The 14,217-nt window shown below is 64.0% G+C and carries 17 protein-coding genes and 1 riboswitch; of the genes, 1 reads left to right on the top strand and 16 read right to left on the bottom strand.

Annotated features, from left to right (window positions below):
- Positions 1-22: 22 nt before the first annotated feature.
- Positions 23-457 carry a MarR family winged helix-turn-helix transcriptional regulator gene (locus tag DNK06_RS05760; protein WP_131179242.1) on the bottom strand — a complete coding sequence of 145 codons (435 nt, stop codon included), beginning with the start codon at positions 455-457 and terminating at the stop codon, positions 23-25.
- A gap of 387 nt (positions 458-844) precedes the next feature.
- Here DNK06_RS05760 and DNK06_RS05770 point away from each other — a divergent pair, with 387 nt between their 5' ends.
- The gene (locus tag DNK06_RS05770; RefSeq protein ID WP_131179083.1) at positions 845-1,174 is read left to right on the top strand and encodes a four-helix bundle copper-binding protein; all 330 of its coding nucleotides are present in this window, start codon (positions 845-847) and stop codon (positions 1,172-1,174) included.
- Here the strand turns inward: DNK06_RS05770 and DNK06_RS05775 are convergent, their stop codons facing one another.
- From DNK06_RS05775 to ttcA, 15 genes are all read right to left on the bottom strand, one after another.
- Positions 1,175-1,906: an adenosylcobinamide-GDP ribazoletransferase gene (locus DNK06_RS05775; RefSeq protein WP_131179084.1), complete on the bottom strand. Its 732-nt coding sequence runs from the start codon at positions 1,904-1,906 to the stop codon at positions 1,175-1,177.
- On the bottom strand, positions 1,903-2,469 hold the full coding sequence (gene cobC, locus DNK06_RS05780; RefSeq protein ID WP_131179085.1) for an alpha-ribazole phosphatase family protein: 567 nt from the start codon (positions 2,467-2,469) through the stop codon (positions 1,903-1,905). The genes DNK06_RS05775 and cobC overlap by 4 nt, the downstream gene beginning before the upstream one ends.
- Positions 2,466-3,521: a nicotinate-nucleotide--dimethylbenzimidazole phosphoribosyltransferase gene (gene cobT / locus DNK06_RS05785; protein WP_131179086.1), complete on the bottom strand. Its 1,056-nt coding sequence runs from the start codon at positions 3,519-3,521 to the stop codon at positions 2,466-2,468. The genes cobC and cobT overlap by 4 nt, the downstream gene beginning before the upstream one ends.
- Entirely contained in the window at positions 3,518-4,039 is a 522-nt protein-coding gene (gene cobU / locus DNK06_RS05790; RefSeq protein WP_131179087.1) for a bifunctional adenosylcobinamide kinase/adenosylcobinamide-phosphate guanylyltransferase, read from the bottom strand. Before cobU ends, cobT begins: the two co-directional genes overlap by 4 nt.
- On the bottom strand, positions 4,040-5,530 hold the full coding sequence (locus DNK06_RS05795) for a cobyric acid synthase (RefSeq protein ID WP_131179088.1): 1,491 nt from the start codon (positions 5,528-5,530) through the stop codon (positions 4,040-4,042). It lies immediately after the preceding gene.
- Entirely contained in the window at positions 5,527-6,519 is a 993-nt protein-coding gene (cobD, locus tag DNK06_RS05800; RefSeq protein ID WP_131179089.1) for a threonine-phosphate decarboxylase CobD, read from the bottom strand. The genes DNK06_RS05795 and cobD overlap by 4 nt, the downstream gene beginning before the upstream one ends.
- Entirely contained in the window at positions 6,512-7,420 is a 909-nt protein-coding gene (gene cbiB, locus DNK06_RS05805) for an adenosylcobinamide-phosphate synthase CbiB (protein ID WP_131179090.1), read from the bottom strand. Before cbiB ends, cobD begins: the two co-directional genes overlap by 8 nt.
- Before the next feature lie 16 nt (positions 7,421-7,436).
- Entirely contained in the window at positions 7,437-8,084 is a 648-nt protein-coding gene (gene bluB, locus DNK06_RS05810) for a 5,6-dimethylbenzimidazole synthase (protein WP_131179091.1), read from the bottom strand.
- A complete protein-coding gene (locus tag DNK06_RS05815) occupies positions 8,081-9,400 on the bottom strand; it encodes a cobyrinic acid a,c-diamide synthase CobB (protein WP_131179243.1) in 1,320 nt (439 codons plus the stop codon). Before DNK06_RS05815 ends, bluB begins: the two co-directional genes overlap by 4 nt.
- Before the next feature lie 5 nt (positions 9,401-9,405).
- Positions 9,406-10,032 (bottom strand): cob(I)yrinic acid a,c-diamide adenosyltransferase, encoded by a 627-nt coding sequence (gene cobO / locus DNK06_RS05820; RefSeq protein WP_131179092.1) that lies wholly within the window; start codon positions 10,030-10,032, stop codon positions 9,406-9,408.
- A 145-nt stretch (positions 10,033-10,177) separates the two neighbouring features.
- Positions 10,178-10,410, bottom strand: a riboswitch (cobalamin riboswitch).
- 34 nt (positions 10,411-10,444) lie between these two features.
- Positions 10,445-10,972 carry a C40 family peptidase gene (locus DNK06_RS05825; RefSeq protein WP_131179093.1) on the bottom strand — a complete coding sequence of 176 codons (528 nt, stop codon included), beginning with the start codon at positions 10,970-10,972 and terminating at the stop codon, positions 10,445-10,447.
- 137 nt (positions 10,973-11,109) lie between these two features.
- Complete coding sequence (locus DNK06_RS05830; RefSeq protein ID WP_131179094.1) at positions 11,110-11,742, bottom strand: C40 family peptidase; 633 nt, start codon at positions 11,740-11,742, stop codon at positions 11,110-11,112.
- Between the two features lie 45 nt (positions 11,743-11,787).
- Positions 11,788-12,576: an NAD-dependent protein deacylase gene (locus DNK06_RS05835; RefSeq protein WP_131179095.1), complete on the bottom strand. Its 789-nt coding sequence runs from the start codon at positions 12,574-12,576 to the stop codon at positions 11,788-11,790.
- Complete coding sequence (locus tag DNK06_RS05840) at positions 12,576-13,295, bottom strand: DNA-3-methyladenine glycosylase I (protein ID WP_131179096.1); 720 nt, start codon at positions 13,293-13,295, stop codon at positions 12,576-12,578. Before DNK06_RS05840 ends, DNK06_RS05835 begins: the two co-directional genes overlap by 1 nt.
- Before the next feature lie 21 nt (positions 13,296-13,316).
- On the bottom strand, positions 13,317-14,141 hold the full coding sequence (ttcA, locus tag DNK06_RS05845; protein ID WP_131179097.1) for a tRNA 2-thiocytidine(32) synthetase TtcA: 825 nt from the start codon (positions 14,139-14,141) through the stop codon (positions 13,317-13,319).
- Positions 14,142-14,217 lie beyond the last annotated feature (76 nt).

Genomic DNA, 14,217 nt, shown 5'->3' on the forward strand with positions numbered 1-14,217 from the left:
CTTCTGTTGTCAGGTCGAAACGCTAAGTGGGGGGAAGGTGATCCGAGCCCTGGCAATCCAGGCTGGCGAGCAGCTCGTCGAGCGCTTCCATGTGTCGCGGTTGCAGGCGTTGCTTCAATTGCACCTGCACGGTCTGCCAGGCGCCCAGAGCCTCAGTGAGGAGCTGCTGCCCCGGCGCTGTCAGCTCTACCAGTCGGTTGCGCTGATCGGCACCTTCCTGCAGCACCACCACTCCCCTGCCTTCGAGCACCCGAAGGTTACGGCCTAACGTGCTGCGCTCGAGCCCCATGGCATCGGCCAGATCGGTGATGCTCGGTTTGTCGAGGCGCTGCAGATGCTTGAGCAGAGAATACTGAGCAACGTTGAGCCCGACATCGCTCAAGGCGTCGTCATAGAGTTTGCTGACGCCGCGGCTGGCACGACGCAAACGAGTGCAGAGGCATTCGGTAGGCAACATGGAATGCATGTATATACCCGCATTATTGTTTGCGCAACCTGAAAATCGACTCACATCAGAAACTCCGAACATTGCCAGGCGACTCCAGTCAACCACACACGACCCTAAGGGTTTGTTGACGTTTCAGCACGACCGCGCCGGAGCCCGTTTTGCCGCGAGGCAAGGCACGAGCCGCGAAGTTTGGCTGGCCAAATGAGCCGGCGAGAAACGCAGCATCGCGGCAAAACGGGCCCGGCCCTGCGGGTTGCGCGGGAAATCTCGCCAAGCGTCGTTGGAGGACTTGGCAAGGGAACAACCATTACCGGCGCCCTCCGCCTAGCCTGGCGAGATTTCTCGCGGCAACGCGGCTTGCGCTGAAACGTCAACAGACCCTGAGGAGAACTGAGAATGCTTTCCACACGATATGCCTCATGCATCCAGGCGTGTAGCGCTTGTGCCATTGCCTGCGAAACCTGCGCGGCAGCCTGCCTTGAAGAGCAAGACCTGCAGATGATGCGCACCTGCATTCAACTGGATCGCGATTGCGCGGATATGTGTCGGTTGGCCGAAGTGCTGATGCTGCGTGATAGTGCCTTGGTCGATGAGTTCTGCCGACTCTGCGCCGTTGCCTGCCAGGCTTGCGCGGAAGAATGCATCAAGCACGGTCACGATCACTGCCAGCAATGCGCTCAAGCCTGCCAGCATTGTGCGGACGAATGCCAGGCACTGGCGGCTTGATCAGTTGGCGATTTGCAATGCCATCAACAGCAGCACAACGCACTCCAGCACTTCCAGCAGCGCCCCGGCGGTGTCGCCCGTCGTGCCGCCGAGGCGCTGCAGCATCATGCGGCGCAGGCAGAGGAAAATGCCCGCTGCCGCCAGCATCACCCAGACACCACCGAGCACCAGGCAGACCAGCGATGTCGCCACCAGCACGGCGATGGCGGCCGAGCGTGGCAGGTGACCTGCCAGCGCCTCGCCCAGACCGCCCGCGCGAACGTATGGCGTACAGAGAAACAAGGCCAGCAGAGCGCCACGCCCGAGCACCGGAACCAGCAGCAACGCGAGGTGATCGCCCTGTTCGAGCAATGCCAGCAACGCGGCGAACTTGAGGAGCAGCAACACCACCAGCACCACCACGGCGATCGGCCCACTGCGTGGATCCTTCATGATCGCCAGGGTACGATCGCGATCGCCGAAACCACCCATCCAGGCATCGGCGCTGTCGGCCAGGCCGTCCAGATGCAAAGCCCCGGTCAGTGCGACCCACAGGCTCAACAGCAATGCCGCCTGCAGGGGAACGGGCGCCGCTTCGAGCAGATACCCGGCGGCCAGCAGAAGCAGGCCGATCACCACGCCAACCAGGGGATAGCAAAGCAGCGAGCGCCCCACCTGCTCCGGCGTGGGCATGCCGACCAGGCGCACCGGCAGGCGGGTGAGAAATTGCAGCGCGATCCAGAAAGGTGTCATGGAATTTCCCGCAGGCCCTGGGCATCGAGCTTCAGATGCACCCGTTGACCATGGCCGACACTGACCTGCAACAACTGCCCACGGGGCAGGCCCCGCGCTCGCGCCAACAACAGGCGTATCACCCCGCCATGGGTGACCACCAGCAATTGCTGACCGCGGTACTCGACCTGCAGGCGCTGTATCGCCTCCAGCACCCGCGCCTCGAAGGCGAGCAACGGTTCACCGCCAGGTGGCGTGAAAGCATAGGGATCGGCCCAGAAACGGCCAAGATCCTCGGCATCGGTTTCCATCAGTTGTGCAGCGCTGCGTCCTTCCCAATCGCCGAAATGCAGCTCCTGCAAAGCGGCCTCGAACTGCAGCGACAGATCGCGGGCGGCGGCCAGCTCCTCGGCAAAGCGCGCACAACGTTGCAGCGGCGAACTGATCAGAGCATCCCAGTGCTCATCCGCCTGTACCGCAGCCCGTAGTTGCGCCCAACCAGCGTCGGTCAGCGCGTCGTCCAGGCTGCCACGCAGACCGCCGCCCTGCTCCGTTTCGCCGTGGCGCAGCAAGTGCAGAATCACGGTGCGCGATCCGCCACCGCCGCCTCGGCGAAGGTGGCCATTTCATTGTGCAGCGCACAGGCCAGACGCAGCATCGGAACCACCAGTGCAGCACCGCTGCCCTCGCCCAGGCGCAAGCCCAGACTCACTATCGGCGTGGCCTGCAAGGCGGCGAGCAGGCGCTGATGGCCGGGCTCGGCGCTCTGATGGGAAAACAGCAGCCAGTCGCGGCACGCCGGGTTCAGGCGCACCGCCAGCATGGCGGCGACGCTGCAGATGAAACCGTCGACCAGCGCCACCACCCCCTGCTGTGCGCAGGCCAGGTAGGCGCCGGTCAGCGCCGCGATCTCGAAACCGCCCAGGCAACGCAAGGCTTCTATCGGTTCGCTGGCGGCCCCACGGTGCAGCGCCAGCGCCGTCTCGATAACCTGTGTCTTGTGAGCTACGCCGGCGGCGGCAAGCCCGGTGCCCGGCCCCACCAGATCAGCCACCGGGCAATCCAGCAGCAGACAAGCCAACGCCGTCGCCGAGGTGGTGTTGCCAATGCCCATCTCACCACCGATGAACAGCTCACGACCATCCTGTGCGGCACGGACAACACTGTTGCGCCCTGCCTGCAGGGCGATCAGGGCCTGGGCCGGGGTCATCGCCGCCTCACGCATGAAATTGGCGGTACCGGCGCCGACATGCAGATGACGCACGCCTGGCAGCGGCTCGAGCGGCAGCGCCGTTCCCAGATCGGTCACCTCCAGCGACGCGCCCAACTGCCGAGCCAGCACACTGATCGCCGCGCCACCGCCGACGAAATTGCGCAGCATCTGCCCCGTCACCGCCTGCGGGTATGCCGATACGCCTTCGGCGACCACACCGTGATCGCCCGCGAAAATGGCGATCCATACCTTGTCGATACCTGGGCGTTCACGCCCCTGCAGCGCGGCAAGGTGAATCGCCAGGCGCTCCAGTTCGCCGAGCGAGCCCGCTGGTTTGGTCAGTTGCTGCTGCCGCGCCTCGGCCTTGTCGCGCGCAACCTGATCGAGGGGCTGACAGGGATTTAGCCACCAATCGAGATTCATAGCGCATCTCCCTTGAGAATCATGGGCAGGCCAGCCACCGTGAACACCACGCGCTGGCAGCGTTCGGCGATGGCCTGGTGCAGCAAGCCGGCTTCATCGACATAGCGACGGGTCAACTCGCCCATCGGCACCACACCGAGACCGGTTTCGTTGCTGACCAGAATCAGCCGGCCCGGCAACGCCTGCAGACAAGCCAGCAGCGCGTCGCGCTCGCGCACCAGGCGCGCGTCGTCCTCCAGCAATAGCAGGTTGGTCAGCCACAGGGTCAGGCAATCGACCAGCAGGCAGCGCTGCGCGGATGCCTGCTCGCCGAGTACCCGGGCCAGCGCCAGCGGTTCCTCGACCAGGCCCCAGTGTGCCGGGCGGCGATCGCGATGCTGCCGGATACGGCTGCTCATCTCGCCGTCGAGCGCCTGGCTGGTGGCGATATAGATCACCTCCAGGCCCGACTCATCGGCCAGCCGCTCGGCCAATCGGCTCTTGCCGGAGCGTGCGCCGCCGAGAATCAACTCCTGCATCTATTCGATCTCCGTGTGGATCGCCAGGCCGCAGAGCGCTCGCAGTGCCGCCTGATCCAGATGCGCCTCGACCAGATCGGCCAGGCGCTCGATATCGCGCTCGCGCAAGGCGTGGTAATCCACCACCTGCACATCCTGAAGACCGGCCCAGCGCAGCAGCGCCGAACAGGCTGCCGAGGATTCGAACAGGCCGTGCAGGTAGGTGCCCATGACCTGGCCATCCGCACTCAGCGCGCCATCCGCGCGGCCATCATCGAGCCGAACCGCGGCGCGTTGCAGATCGGCTCCCGAAGTCACTCCGGCATGAATCTCATAACCGCCGATCAACGCATCTTCCAGGCACAGCCGCCCACTGACATTACGCAATTGCTTGTGGGATTCCAGCACCGTATCGATCTGCAGCAAGGCGAAACCATCGCTACCGCCGACGGGCCCCTCCAGCCCGCTTGGATCCTCGACCCGGCGCCCGAGCATTTGCAGCCCGCCGCAGATACCGAGCAGCTTGCCGCCGTAGCGCAGGTGCCGGTCGATGGCTTCGGCCCAGCCCTGGCTGCGCAAGAAGGCCAGGTCAGCACGCACGCTCTTGGAGCCAGGCAGGATGATCAGGTCGGCGGGCGGAATCGCTTCGCCGGGGCCGACGAAGGTCAGTTCGACCTGAGGATGCAGGCGCAGCGGATCGAAATCGGTGTGGTTGCTGATGCGCGGCAGCACCGGCACCACCACCTTGAGCACCTGCTCGGCCTTGCCCACCTGGCGACGGTCGATGGCGTCCTCGGCCTCCAGATGGAAATCCATCAGGTAGGGCAGCACGCCAAGCACCGGCTTGCCGGTGCGCTGCTCAAGCCAGTCCAGGCCCGGTTGCAGCAAGGCGATATCACCGCGAAAGCGATTGATCACGAAACCCTTGAGACGCGCCTGCTCACTGGGCGACAACAGTTGCAGAGTACCGACCAGATGGGCGAACACACCGCCCTTGTCGATATCGGCGATCAGAATCACCGGGCAGTCGACCGCCTCGGCAAAGCCCATGTTGGCAATATCGTTGGCACGCAGGTTGATCTCCGCGGGAGAGCCTGCGCCTTCCACCATCACCACCTGATGTGTTGCCTGCAGGCGCTGGTGGGAAGCCAGCACCGCCTCGCGGGCGACCTGTTTATAGTCGTGATAGGCCACGGCATTCATGTTGCCGATGGCCTGGCCGTGGATGATCACCTGAGCGCCGGTGTCGCTGTTGGGTTTGAGCAACACCGGGTTCATGTCGGTATGGGGCGGCAGACCGCACGCCTGGGCCTGCACCGCCTGGGCGCGACCGATCTCGCCGCCGTCGGCGGTCACCGCACTGTTGAGCGCCATGTTCTGTGGCTTGAACGGAACCACGCTGACACCCTGGCGGCGCAGCCAGCGGCACAGCGCGGTCACCAGGGTACTTTTACCGGCATCCGAGGTGGTGCCCTGCACCATCAGGGTGGCGCCCGGTTCAGGCAGGCTCATCGCGACTCCTCGGCGAATACGCTCAGCGCCCGATCCAGGCGCTGCCAGCCTTCTTCGTCCGGCGGCAGGCCGAAACGAATGCTTGCCGGCCGCTCGAACAGCCGGGTGAGAATGCCATTACAGGCAAGAAACTCGTGTAGCAAGGCAGCACGCTCGCAGGCAATCCACTGGAACAGCGCGCAACCGCCGGTGGGCGGCAGGTCATGCTCACGCAGCAGGTCGGCCAGGCGTTGACCGTCCCTGACAAGACGCTGCCGCTGAGCCTGCTGGCTAGCGCGATCCTCCAGCAGATGGGTCGCCATCCAGCGGGTCGGCCCGCTGACAGTCCAGGGGCCGAGCATTTCTTCCAGCTCGGCGAGCAGCCTGGTATCGGCCAGCACGAAGCCCAGCCGCGCGCCAGCCATGCCGAAGAATTTGCCGAACGAACGCAACACGATCAGCCCCGGCAAATGGCTGTGGGCGGCCAGGCTCTGCTCCGGCGTGCAATCGATGAAGGCTTCGTCGACGATCAGCCAGCCACCACGTGCGGCCAAGCGCGCATGCCAGGCATACAACTGCTGCGGGGAAAACCGTCGCCCGGTGGGGTTGTTGGGGTTGACCAGCAACAGCACGTCGAGCCGCTCCAATGCTCGGTTGACGCTCGCCTCGCTGATTTCCAGCACCCGGTGCCCTTCGCGCTGCCAGGCCGCCGCATGTTCGGCGTAAGCTGGCGAGACGATGCCGACCCGCGCCTCGCGTCGCAGCCGCGGCAGGCACTGGATGGCCGCCTGGGAACCGGCCACCGGCAATAACCGCCCGACGCCGTAATAGGCGCAGGCAGCCGCTTCCAGGCCATCATCCAGCTCAGGCAAACGCATCCAGGCCTGCTCTGGGATCTCGGGCAGCGGCAGACCATACGGCGCCACGCCAGTCGAAACGTCCAGCCAGTCGGCCAGCTCGATAGCGTATTGAAGGGCCGCCCGGCGCAATCGCCCGCCATGCTCAAGCAACGCACACCCCCACGATCAGCATCAGCGACAGCCACAACAGCACGCCGCCCCAGACCAGGTTCATCGCCCGCTCGATATCCCGCGCCTGAGGCTGCGGGCCTTCGCCGAGTTCGGGGCGCTGGTGCACCTCGCCATGATAGATGGCTGCACCACCAAGGCTGACGCCCAGCGCACCGGCACCGGCGGCCATCACCGGCCCGGCGTTGGGGCTGTCCCACTGCGGCGCCTGCCGCTCCCAGCAACGCAGCGCCGTGGCGGTTCGCCCGAGCAACGCGTAGGTCAGCGCCACCAGGCGCGCCGGTACGTAGTTGAGCAGATCGTCGATCTTCGCGGCGGCCCAGCCAAAGCGCTCGAAGCGCTCGTTGCGGTAGCCCCACATGGCATCCAGGGTATTGCTCAGGCGATACAGCACCACCCCTGGCGCGCCTGCGACGAGAAACCAGAACAGCGCGGCGAATACCGCGTCGCTGCCGTTCTCCAGTACCGACTCGGTACCGGCACGGGCGACGCCGGTGGCATCAAGATCCTCGGTGCGGCGGCTGACCATATAGCCGACCCGCTGGCGGGCCAACGGCAGATCGCCAAGGCGTAGCGCCTGGGCCACTGGCTGGGCGTGCTGATCGAGGCTGCGCAGGCCAAGGGCCGCGTACAGGGCGACGATCTGCACCAGCCAGCCGATCCAGGGTAACTGCACGAGCAGGATGGTCAGCAGCGTCCACGGCAATACCGCCAGGCACCAGGCGCTGACGCCATGGCTGCGCCAGCCACCACCGGACGGGTTGAAACGCTGCTCCAGACGACTGGCCAACTTGCCAAAGCCTACCAATGGATGCCAGCGTCTGGGTTCACCGAGAGCAGCGTCCAGCGCAACGCCAGCGACCGCACTGAGGATCAGGCTCATAAGCGCACGCTGCTATTCATGGGTTCCCCCAGCGATCCTGAAACAGCAATTCACTCAATGGCCGCACCTCGGCCCAACCTTCCTGGGCCAGCATCGGTGCTGGATAGAACGCTTCAACCGGGCCGAGACACAACACCGCCACGGGTTTGCTGCCAGGCGGCATGCCCAACAACTCGGCCAGCGCCGCAGGATCGAACAACGATACCCAGCCCATGCCCAGCCCTTCGGTTCGAGCAGCCAGCCAGAGATTCTGAATGGCGCAGGACAGTGACGCCATGTCCATTTCCGGCAGGGTGCGTCGCCCGAATACATGGGCCTCGCGCCCGTCCATCAGCGCTGCAACCAGCACTTCGGCGCACTCGCGAACGCCCTCGACCTTGAGCCGCATGAACGCATCGGAACGCTCGCCCAAAGCCTCGGCGGTCAACCGGCGTTCGGCCTCGACCAACTGATAGATGTCTTCACGCAGCACCGGCCGGGTGATGCGGATGAAGCGCCACGGTTGCATCAGGCCCACACTGGGCGCCTGGTGGGCCGCTTCGAGCAACTTCGCCAGCAGCTCGGGCGCCACCTCGCCGCCACTGAAATGACGCATATCGCGGCGCTCGGCGATGGCCCGATAGACCGCGGCGCGCTCGTCAGCGCTGAAGGCGTGATCGTTCATGGCCGCAACAATGCCGCTGCAGTGGCCGGATTGGACGGCAAGTAAAAGTGAATATAGGACGCGGTAAGTCGACCGAGACGGAACACCGCCTCGCTCACCGGCTTGTCGTTGGGGCACTCGCCGAGGGCCAGCGGCTGCAGATCGGACTCGAGGCGTGAATGGTGATAGCTGTGCCCACGCAGCAACCCTTCGGGCAGCGTCACCGCCTGCAGCGCCAGGGCGACCAGGCGCTTCTGCATCTGTGCGTGGCCGGGCACCAGCCCGGCCAGTTCGGCTCGCTCACCGGCCACATCGCTCAGCGCATCGAGCAGGTAGAGCATGCCACCGCACTCGGCGAGGATCGGTTTGCCGGCATGCTGATGAGCCGAGATGGCCTCGATCATCGAGCGATTAGCCGCCAACGCCTGCAGATGCAGTTCGGGGTAACCGCCGGGCAGATAAAGGCTATCCACCTCGGGTAGCTGCTCATCGGCCAGCGGACTGAAGAACACCAGGGTCGCGCCCATCTGCTCCAGCAGATCGAGATTGGCCTGATAGGTGAAAGCAAAGGATGAGTCACGGGCCACGCCGATACGCACACCGTCCAGCAGTGGCTGTGCGGGCGACATCGGCGGAGCCGCGAACGTCACCGGCGGCGGCAGAGTTACGGTCGCCGTCTGCGCGAGGGCGTCGGCAGCGGTATCCAGACGTACATCGAGGTCGGCAAGTTCACCTGCCTGCACCAGCCCCAGGTGCCGACTCGGCAATTCGATGGCGGCGCTGCGCGGCAACGAGCCGTACCAGCGAATGGATGCCGGCAGGCTGTCACGAATCAGGTCATTGTGCCGCCCGGGGTTGACGCGATTACCGAGCACGCCGGAGAACGGCAGATCAGGCTGATAGCTGGCCAGGCCGACGGCAAGCGCGCCGAAGGTCTGGGCCATGGCCGAGCCATCGATCACGCCCAACACCGGCACACCGAAGCGGCGAGCCAGGTCGGCGGCGGATGGCGAGCCGTCGAACAGGCCCATCACCCCCTCGATGAGAATCAGGTCAGCCTCGCCAGCGGCCTCCCACAACAGGCGGCGGCTCTCGGCCTCACCGACCATCCACAGATCCAGCTGATACACCGGGTTGCCACTGGCGCGGGACAGGATCATCGGGTCGAGAAAGTCCGGCCCGCATTTGAATACCCGCACGCGCTTGCCCTGGCGGGAGTGCAAGCGTGCCAAGGCAGCCGTAACGGTCGTTTTGCCCTGCCCCGACGCCGGGGCCGCGATCAACAGCGCCGGACAGTGACGCGGCGCGCGTTCGCCAGCATCGGGACTGGAAACCATACTCATCAGAATTCGACGCCTTTCTGCGCTTTGACGCCGGACTTGAAGGCATGCTTCACGAGCGTCATCTCGGTAACGGTATCCGCCGCCTCGATCATCGCTGGTGGCGCGCCACGGCCGGTGGCCACCACGTGCTGCAGCTCGGGGCGCGATTCGATATCACGCAGCACCACATCCACATCCAGATAACCATGCTTGAGGGCGATGTTCAGCTCGTCCAGCACCACCAGGGCGATCTGCGGATCGTTCAGCAGTTGCCGAGCGACCTCCCAGGCCTGACGGGCTTTCTCGATGTCGCGCTGGCGATCCTGGGTGTCCCAGGTGTAGCCCTCGCCCATCACGTGATAGCTGACCTCATCGGGAAAACGGCGGAAGAAATGCTCTTCGCCGGTGGCCATGCCACCCTTGATGAATTGCACCACGCCAACTTTCAGCCCATGACCCAGCGCGCGGGCGACCATGCCGAAGGCAGAACTGCTCTTGCCCTTGCCATTGCCGCTGTGCACCAGCAACAGCCCGTACTCGTCCTGGGCTTGAGCGATCTTCTCGTCCATCAGGGCTTTCTTGCGCGCCATGCGGGCGTTGTGTCGAGCATCGCGCTCTGTCGATTCGCGGCTTGGGGATGGGCTCATGGGATCTCCTCAGCGCCGGGCTGCCAGGCGCACGCAGGTGAAACGGTCGGGCAGGAACCAGGCTCATGCCGAACAATAAAAGGCTCACACAGAGGGGAGGCAGGCGCAGACCGGATTGATCGCGCATCGGCCGCGCCCACCGCGCAACTCAGGAAAGCGACAGGCCGGTCTCCGGGCTTGCGAGCGCCGCGCCTGATCCAGACGCGGCCACCAGCGCCGCCTTCCCGTATCAGCGATACAGTGGCAAAAAACGCGGTTTGACTCGTTTACCGTTGCGGGGGCAGCGTCGGCATTGCCTGCTTTATAGAGCAGTGGCGCACCGACTTCCCAGTTTCACCCCCGGTCGAAAGCGGGGACACCTGAAGCAAGCGACGAAGGGTAAGGATTGGCTGCGCCAGCGTCAATCGAAGACTCAGGGATGGCTGGCCAGCTCGACCGGAAAGACGCGCTTGGCTTCGATGTAGGTGCGCTGCCAGTAGCTGTTGCCGAGGCTGTCGAGGCGCACGGTGCCGCCCGAGGACGGCGCATGCACGAAGCGACCTTCACCGACATAGATGCCGGCGTGGCTGACCTGCCGGCCGCCATTGGTGGCGAAGAACACCAGATCACCGCTGCGCAGGGCTTCACGCCCGATGGTCGGCGCTCGCATGCTGATCAGCTCACGCGTCGAGCGAGGCAACTGAATGCCGGCCGCATCGCGGTAGACATAACCGATCAAGCCGCTGCAATCGAAGCCACTGGCCGGCGTATTGCCGCCGTAGCGGTAAGGCGTGCCGACAAGACCCAGGGCACGAAACAGCACATCGTCGGCACCGCCCTGATAACCGCCAGGAACGGGCGCTACAACGACTGGTTGCGGAGCGGGTACGGGCGCTCGACTGGAGCAGGCACTGAGCAGTGCGACGAGAAGCAGGAAGGCGATGCGGACGGTAGCAGTCATGGACGGACGATCCTGGAGCCTGGATGCGTCCTACTCTGCCGCGTTCACAACTGCAGTGCAAGCTTTAGCTTTACGCTGCAGTTCGTTGAAAACCATCAAGATGTTGCCCGATCTCTACAAGACCGGACAGCACTACCTCAATGTTGGGAGGCCAGATGCTCGGTCGGCGCGAGAGCCAGGACACGCTTGGCTTCGATGAAGGTGCGCTTCCAGTAGCGATCATCCAGGCTATCGACCCGCACGCCACCACTGCGGCTGCTGGAAGAATGGATGAACTGATCATCCCCCAGGTAGATGCCGGCATGGCTGACACGACCGCGGCCATTGGTGCTGAAGAACACCAGATCACCGGGCTCCAGCTCTTTGCGCTCGACCAGCGGTGCATCGATCTTGATCATTTCGCGAGTCGAACGCGGCAGTTCCATGCCCAGTTCCTCACGGAACAGATAACCGATGAAGCCACTGCAATCGAAACCGGTTTTCACCGAGCTACCACCGAAGCGGTAGCGGGTACCGACCAGGGAAAGCCCTTTCTCGAGGACACTATCCGCCAGAACCGGAAGCTCATAGGGCGCGTGATCGGCAAAGTCGGCGACTGCGTCGTCTTCGACAGCATCGTTCCTGTCCAGAACAGGCGCTGCGACCACCGGTCTGGCAGGCAGAGAAGCCTGGACAGGGGCGTCGATCTGGGGTTGTGGAGCATGGTTAGCGCAGGCGGCGAGAACCATCGTAAGTGCGAGAGGCACGAGGGGTGCGAAGCGTTTGCGCATGGGCACGACCGTGGCGTGAAAAATTAACAGCCGCGACTATGCCTACTAACAGGGCCATTTGCAAATTCTATGATGCTTTATGTGACTCAGTAGTTCCGGGAAAACATCTAAGGCCCTTTCTTCCATCCTGAAGTCAACCAGATCGCTGACCTCGCTCTGCGACAAATTGACCTCCACCGTCACTCCGCCAGACTGGCATGCGCGCAGCAGCGGCTCGACTATATAAGGAAAGCTGGCACTGGTGCCGACGCTGATCACCAGATCGAAGCCCTTCTCCAACTGCGCACAAAGACGCTCGACGGCCGCCTCCGGCAGCATCTCGCCAAACAGCGTCACGGGCGGGCGCAGCACTCCACCGCAATGCGCGCACAAAGGCGGTAGCGGTCGCTGCAGATGCTCGGCGAGCCGCTCATCCACGCCGCCACACCGCTGGCAGTGAAGTGGCGCCAACTCACCATGGATTTCGATCAGGCGATCCGCCGGACTGCCTGCCAAACGGTGATAGCCGTCGATATTCTGGGTGAGCACCCAGCATTCGGGCTTCAAGGCCTGCAAGTCGGCAATCGTCACATGCCCGGCGTTCGGCCGAGCCGCCAGGCAGGCGGCGCCGAGCTGGGCCAGGTATTTCCAGCACAGCGCCGGGTCGCGGCGCAGCATGTCGCCCGACAGCGCCACCTCGATCGGCAAGCCCTCTTCGGTATGGCCGTTGTACAACCCGCCTAGACCGCGGTAAGTAGGCAGCCCGGAGTCGGCCGACAAACCGGCGCCAGTGATGATCAGGATCCGCTGCGCAGCGGCGATGGCCGAGGCGATGCGCGACAGATGCGGGTGCATCAGTGATTGACCGTGTGCGCCAACATCACCGACAGCTGACACAGCGGTCGACCGCTCTGCTCGTGCCACTGATTGAAAGCAGCCTGTACCGCCGCACGATCACGCTGGCTGTTCGGCGCCTTGTCGATGATTTTCTGTGCTTTGAGCGCAGCGACCATGTCGTCGCTGGGAATGAAGGTGTCCTTGCCGACCATGCGCAGAAAGCGTGGTGCCGAGAGGCCGCCAAGCTGGCTGCCCTGCTTCGCCAGCCAGTGCCAGAGTCCGACGATATCGGTCACCGGCCAATCGGCGATCAGCGCGCCAAAGGCGAAACCGGGCTCAGGGCTGGTTGTCTTCACGGCAGCAGCCGGGCCGGTCAGTGCGCCACGCTCCACATCGAGAATGAACTGCGCGTTGCGCGGCACGCTCTTGAGCTTGCCCAGGTGACGGATCAGGCGTGTGTCCTGCATCAGCCGCTCGAGGCGCTCGCCGCCCATCAACACGACCTTTTCCGGGTCGAAGCCGAAGAACACTTCCTCGAAGGCCGGCCACTTGGCGTCCACCAGGCTGTGCTTGAGGCCGGCACGAAAGATGCGCAGGCTCATGATCGACAGATAGCGATCATCGCTCAGGGCCCGCAGCTTCTTGTCAGAGGCCGGCTGCGGCAGGCGCGCTTCGAGCGCCTCGACCGAACCGAAGCGGTTTACGCAGTACTCGTGCAGCCATCGGTAATCGTGCATCGTTGCGGCCAGCCCTCGAAATTACAGGTTCATCACATTCAGAAAGCGCGGCGTGGCCTGGTCATCGATCTTCAGGTTGGTGAAGTCGAACAGGTTGCGGTCAGCCAGTTGTGACGGCACCACGTTCTGCAAGGCACGGAACATGATTTCGGTACGCCCCGGTGACTTGCGCTCCCACTCCTGGAGCATGTCCTTGACCACCTGGCGCTGCAGGTTTTCCTGGGAGCCACAGAGGTTGCACGGAATGATGGGGAATTCCTTGAGCTTGCTGTAGGCCTCGATATCGGCCTCGTTGCAATAGGCCAACGGGCGAATCACCACGTTGCGCCCGTCATCGGCGCGCAGCTTCGGCGGCATGGCCTTGAGGGTGCCGCCGTAGAACATATTGAGGAAGAAGGTCTCGAGGATATCGTCACGGTGGTGACCGAGGGCCATCTTGGTCGCACCGATTTCGTCGGCAAAGGTGTACAGGGTGCCGCGACGCAGGCGCGAACACAGCGAGCAGGTGGTCTTGCCTTCCGGGATCTTCTCCTTGACCACCGAATAGGTGTCCTTCTCGACGATGTGGTACGCCACGCCGATGGATTTCAGGTAGGCCGGCAGCACGTGCTCGGGAAAGCCCGGTTGCTTCTGATCCATGTTCACCGCGACGATCTCGAAGTGAATGGGCGCGACCTTCTGCAGATACAGCAGGATATCGAGCATGGTGTAGCTGTCCTTGCCACCGGACAGGCAGACCATGACCTTGTCGCCCTCCTCGATCATATTGAAGTCGGCAATGGCTTCGCCGGCCTGCCGACGCAGGCGTTTCTGCAGCTTGTTCTGATTGACCGAGAGGGTGCCCATGGCGCGCAAAAATCCGCTAGAAGTACTGAAGCCGCGCATTTTACCCAGAAAATAATGCGTACCCCAGCCACAAAAC

Origin of the sequence: Phytopseudomonas daroniae (assembly GCF_004327285.1) — a bacterium.
GTDB classification, from domain to species: Bacteria; Pseudomonadota; Gammaproteobacteria; order Pseudomonadales; family Pseudomonadaceae; genus Aquipseudomonas; species Aquipseudomonas daroniae.

Excerpts from the sequence above, each read along its gene's own strand:
- DNK06_RS05760 (WP_131179242.1), bottom strand. The coding sequence starts at position 457 with ATGTTGCCTACCGAATGCCTCTGCACTCGTTTGCGTCGTGCCAGCCGC.
- DNK06_RS05770 (WP_131179083.1), top strand. The coding sequence starts at position 845 with ATGCTTTCCACACGATATGCCTCATGCATCCAGGCGTGTAGCGCTTGT.
- DNK06_RS05775 (WP_131179084.1), bottom strand. The coding sequence starts at position 1,906 with ATGACACCTTTCTGGATCGCGCTGCAATTTCTCACCCGCCTGCCGGTG.
- cobT (WP_131179086.1), bottom strand. The coding sequence starts at position 3,521 with ATGAATCTCGATTGGTGGCTAAATCCCTGTCAGCCCCTCGATCAGGTT.
- cobU (WP_131179087.1), bottom strand. The coding sequence starts at position 4,039 with ATGCAGGAGTTGATTCTCGGCGGCGCACGCTCCGGCAAGAGCCGATTG.
- DNK06_RS05795 (WP_131179088.1), bottom strand. The coding sequence starts at position 5,530 with ATGAGCCTGCCTGAACCGGGCGCCACCCTGATGGTGCAGGGCACCACC.
- cbiB (WP_131179090.1), bottom strand. The coding sequence starts at position 7,420 with ATGAGCCTGATCCTCAGTGCGGTCGCTGGCGTTGCGCTGGACGCTGCT.
- bluB (WP_131179091.1), bottom strand. The coding sequence starts at position 8,084 with ATGAACGATCACGCCTTCAGCGCTGACGAGCGCGCCGCGGTCTATCGG.
- DNK06_RS05815 (WP_131179243.1), bottom strand. The coding sequence starts at position 9,400 with ATGGTTTCCAGTCCCGATGCTGGCGAACGCGCGCCGCGTCACTGTCCG.
- cobO (WP_131179092.1), bottom strand. The coding sequence starts at position 10,032 with ATGAGCCCATCCCCAAGCCGCGAATCGACAGAGCGCGATGCTCGACAC.
- DNK06_RS05825 (WP_131179093.1), bottom strand. The coding sequence starts at position 10,972 with ATGACTGCTACCGTCCGCATCGCCTTCCTGCTTCTCGTCGCACTGCTC.
- DNK06_RS05830 (WP_131179094.1), bottom strand. The coding sequence starts at position 11,742 with ATGCGCAAACGCTTCGCACCCCTCGTGCCTCTCGCACTTACGATGGTT.
- DNK06_RS05835 (WP_131179095.1), bottom strand. The coding sequence starts at position 12,576 with ATGCACCCGCATCTGTCGCGCATCGCCTCGGCCATCGCCGCTGCGCAG.
- DNK06_RS05840 (WP_131179096.1), bottom strand. The coding sequence starts at position 13,295 with ATGCACGATTACCGATGGCTGCACGAGTACTGCGTAAACCGCTTCGGT.
- ttcA (WP_131179097.1), bottom strand. The coding sequence starts at position 14,141 with ATGGGCACCCTCTCGGTCAATCAGAACAAGCTGCAGAAACGCCTGCGT.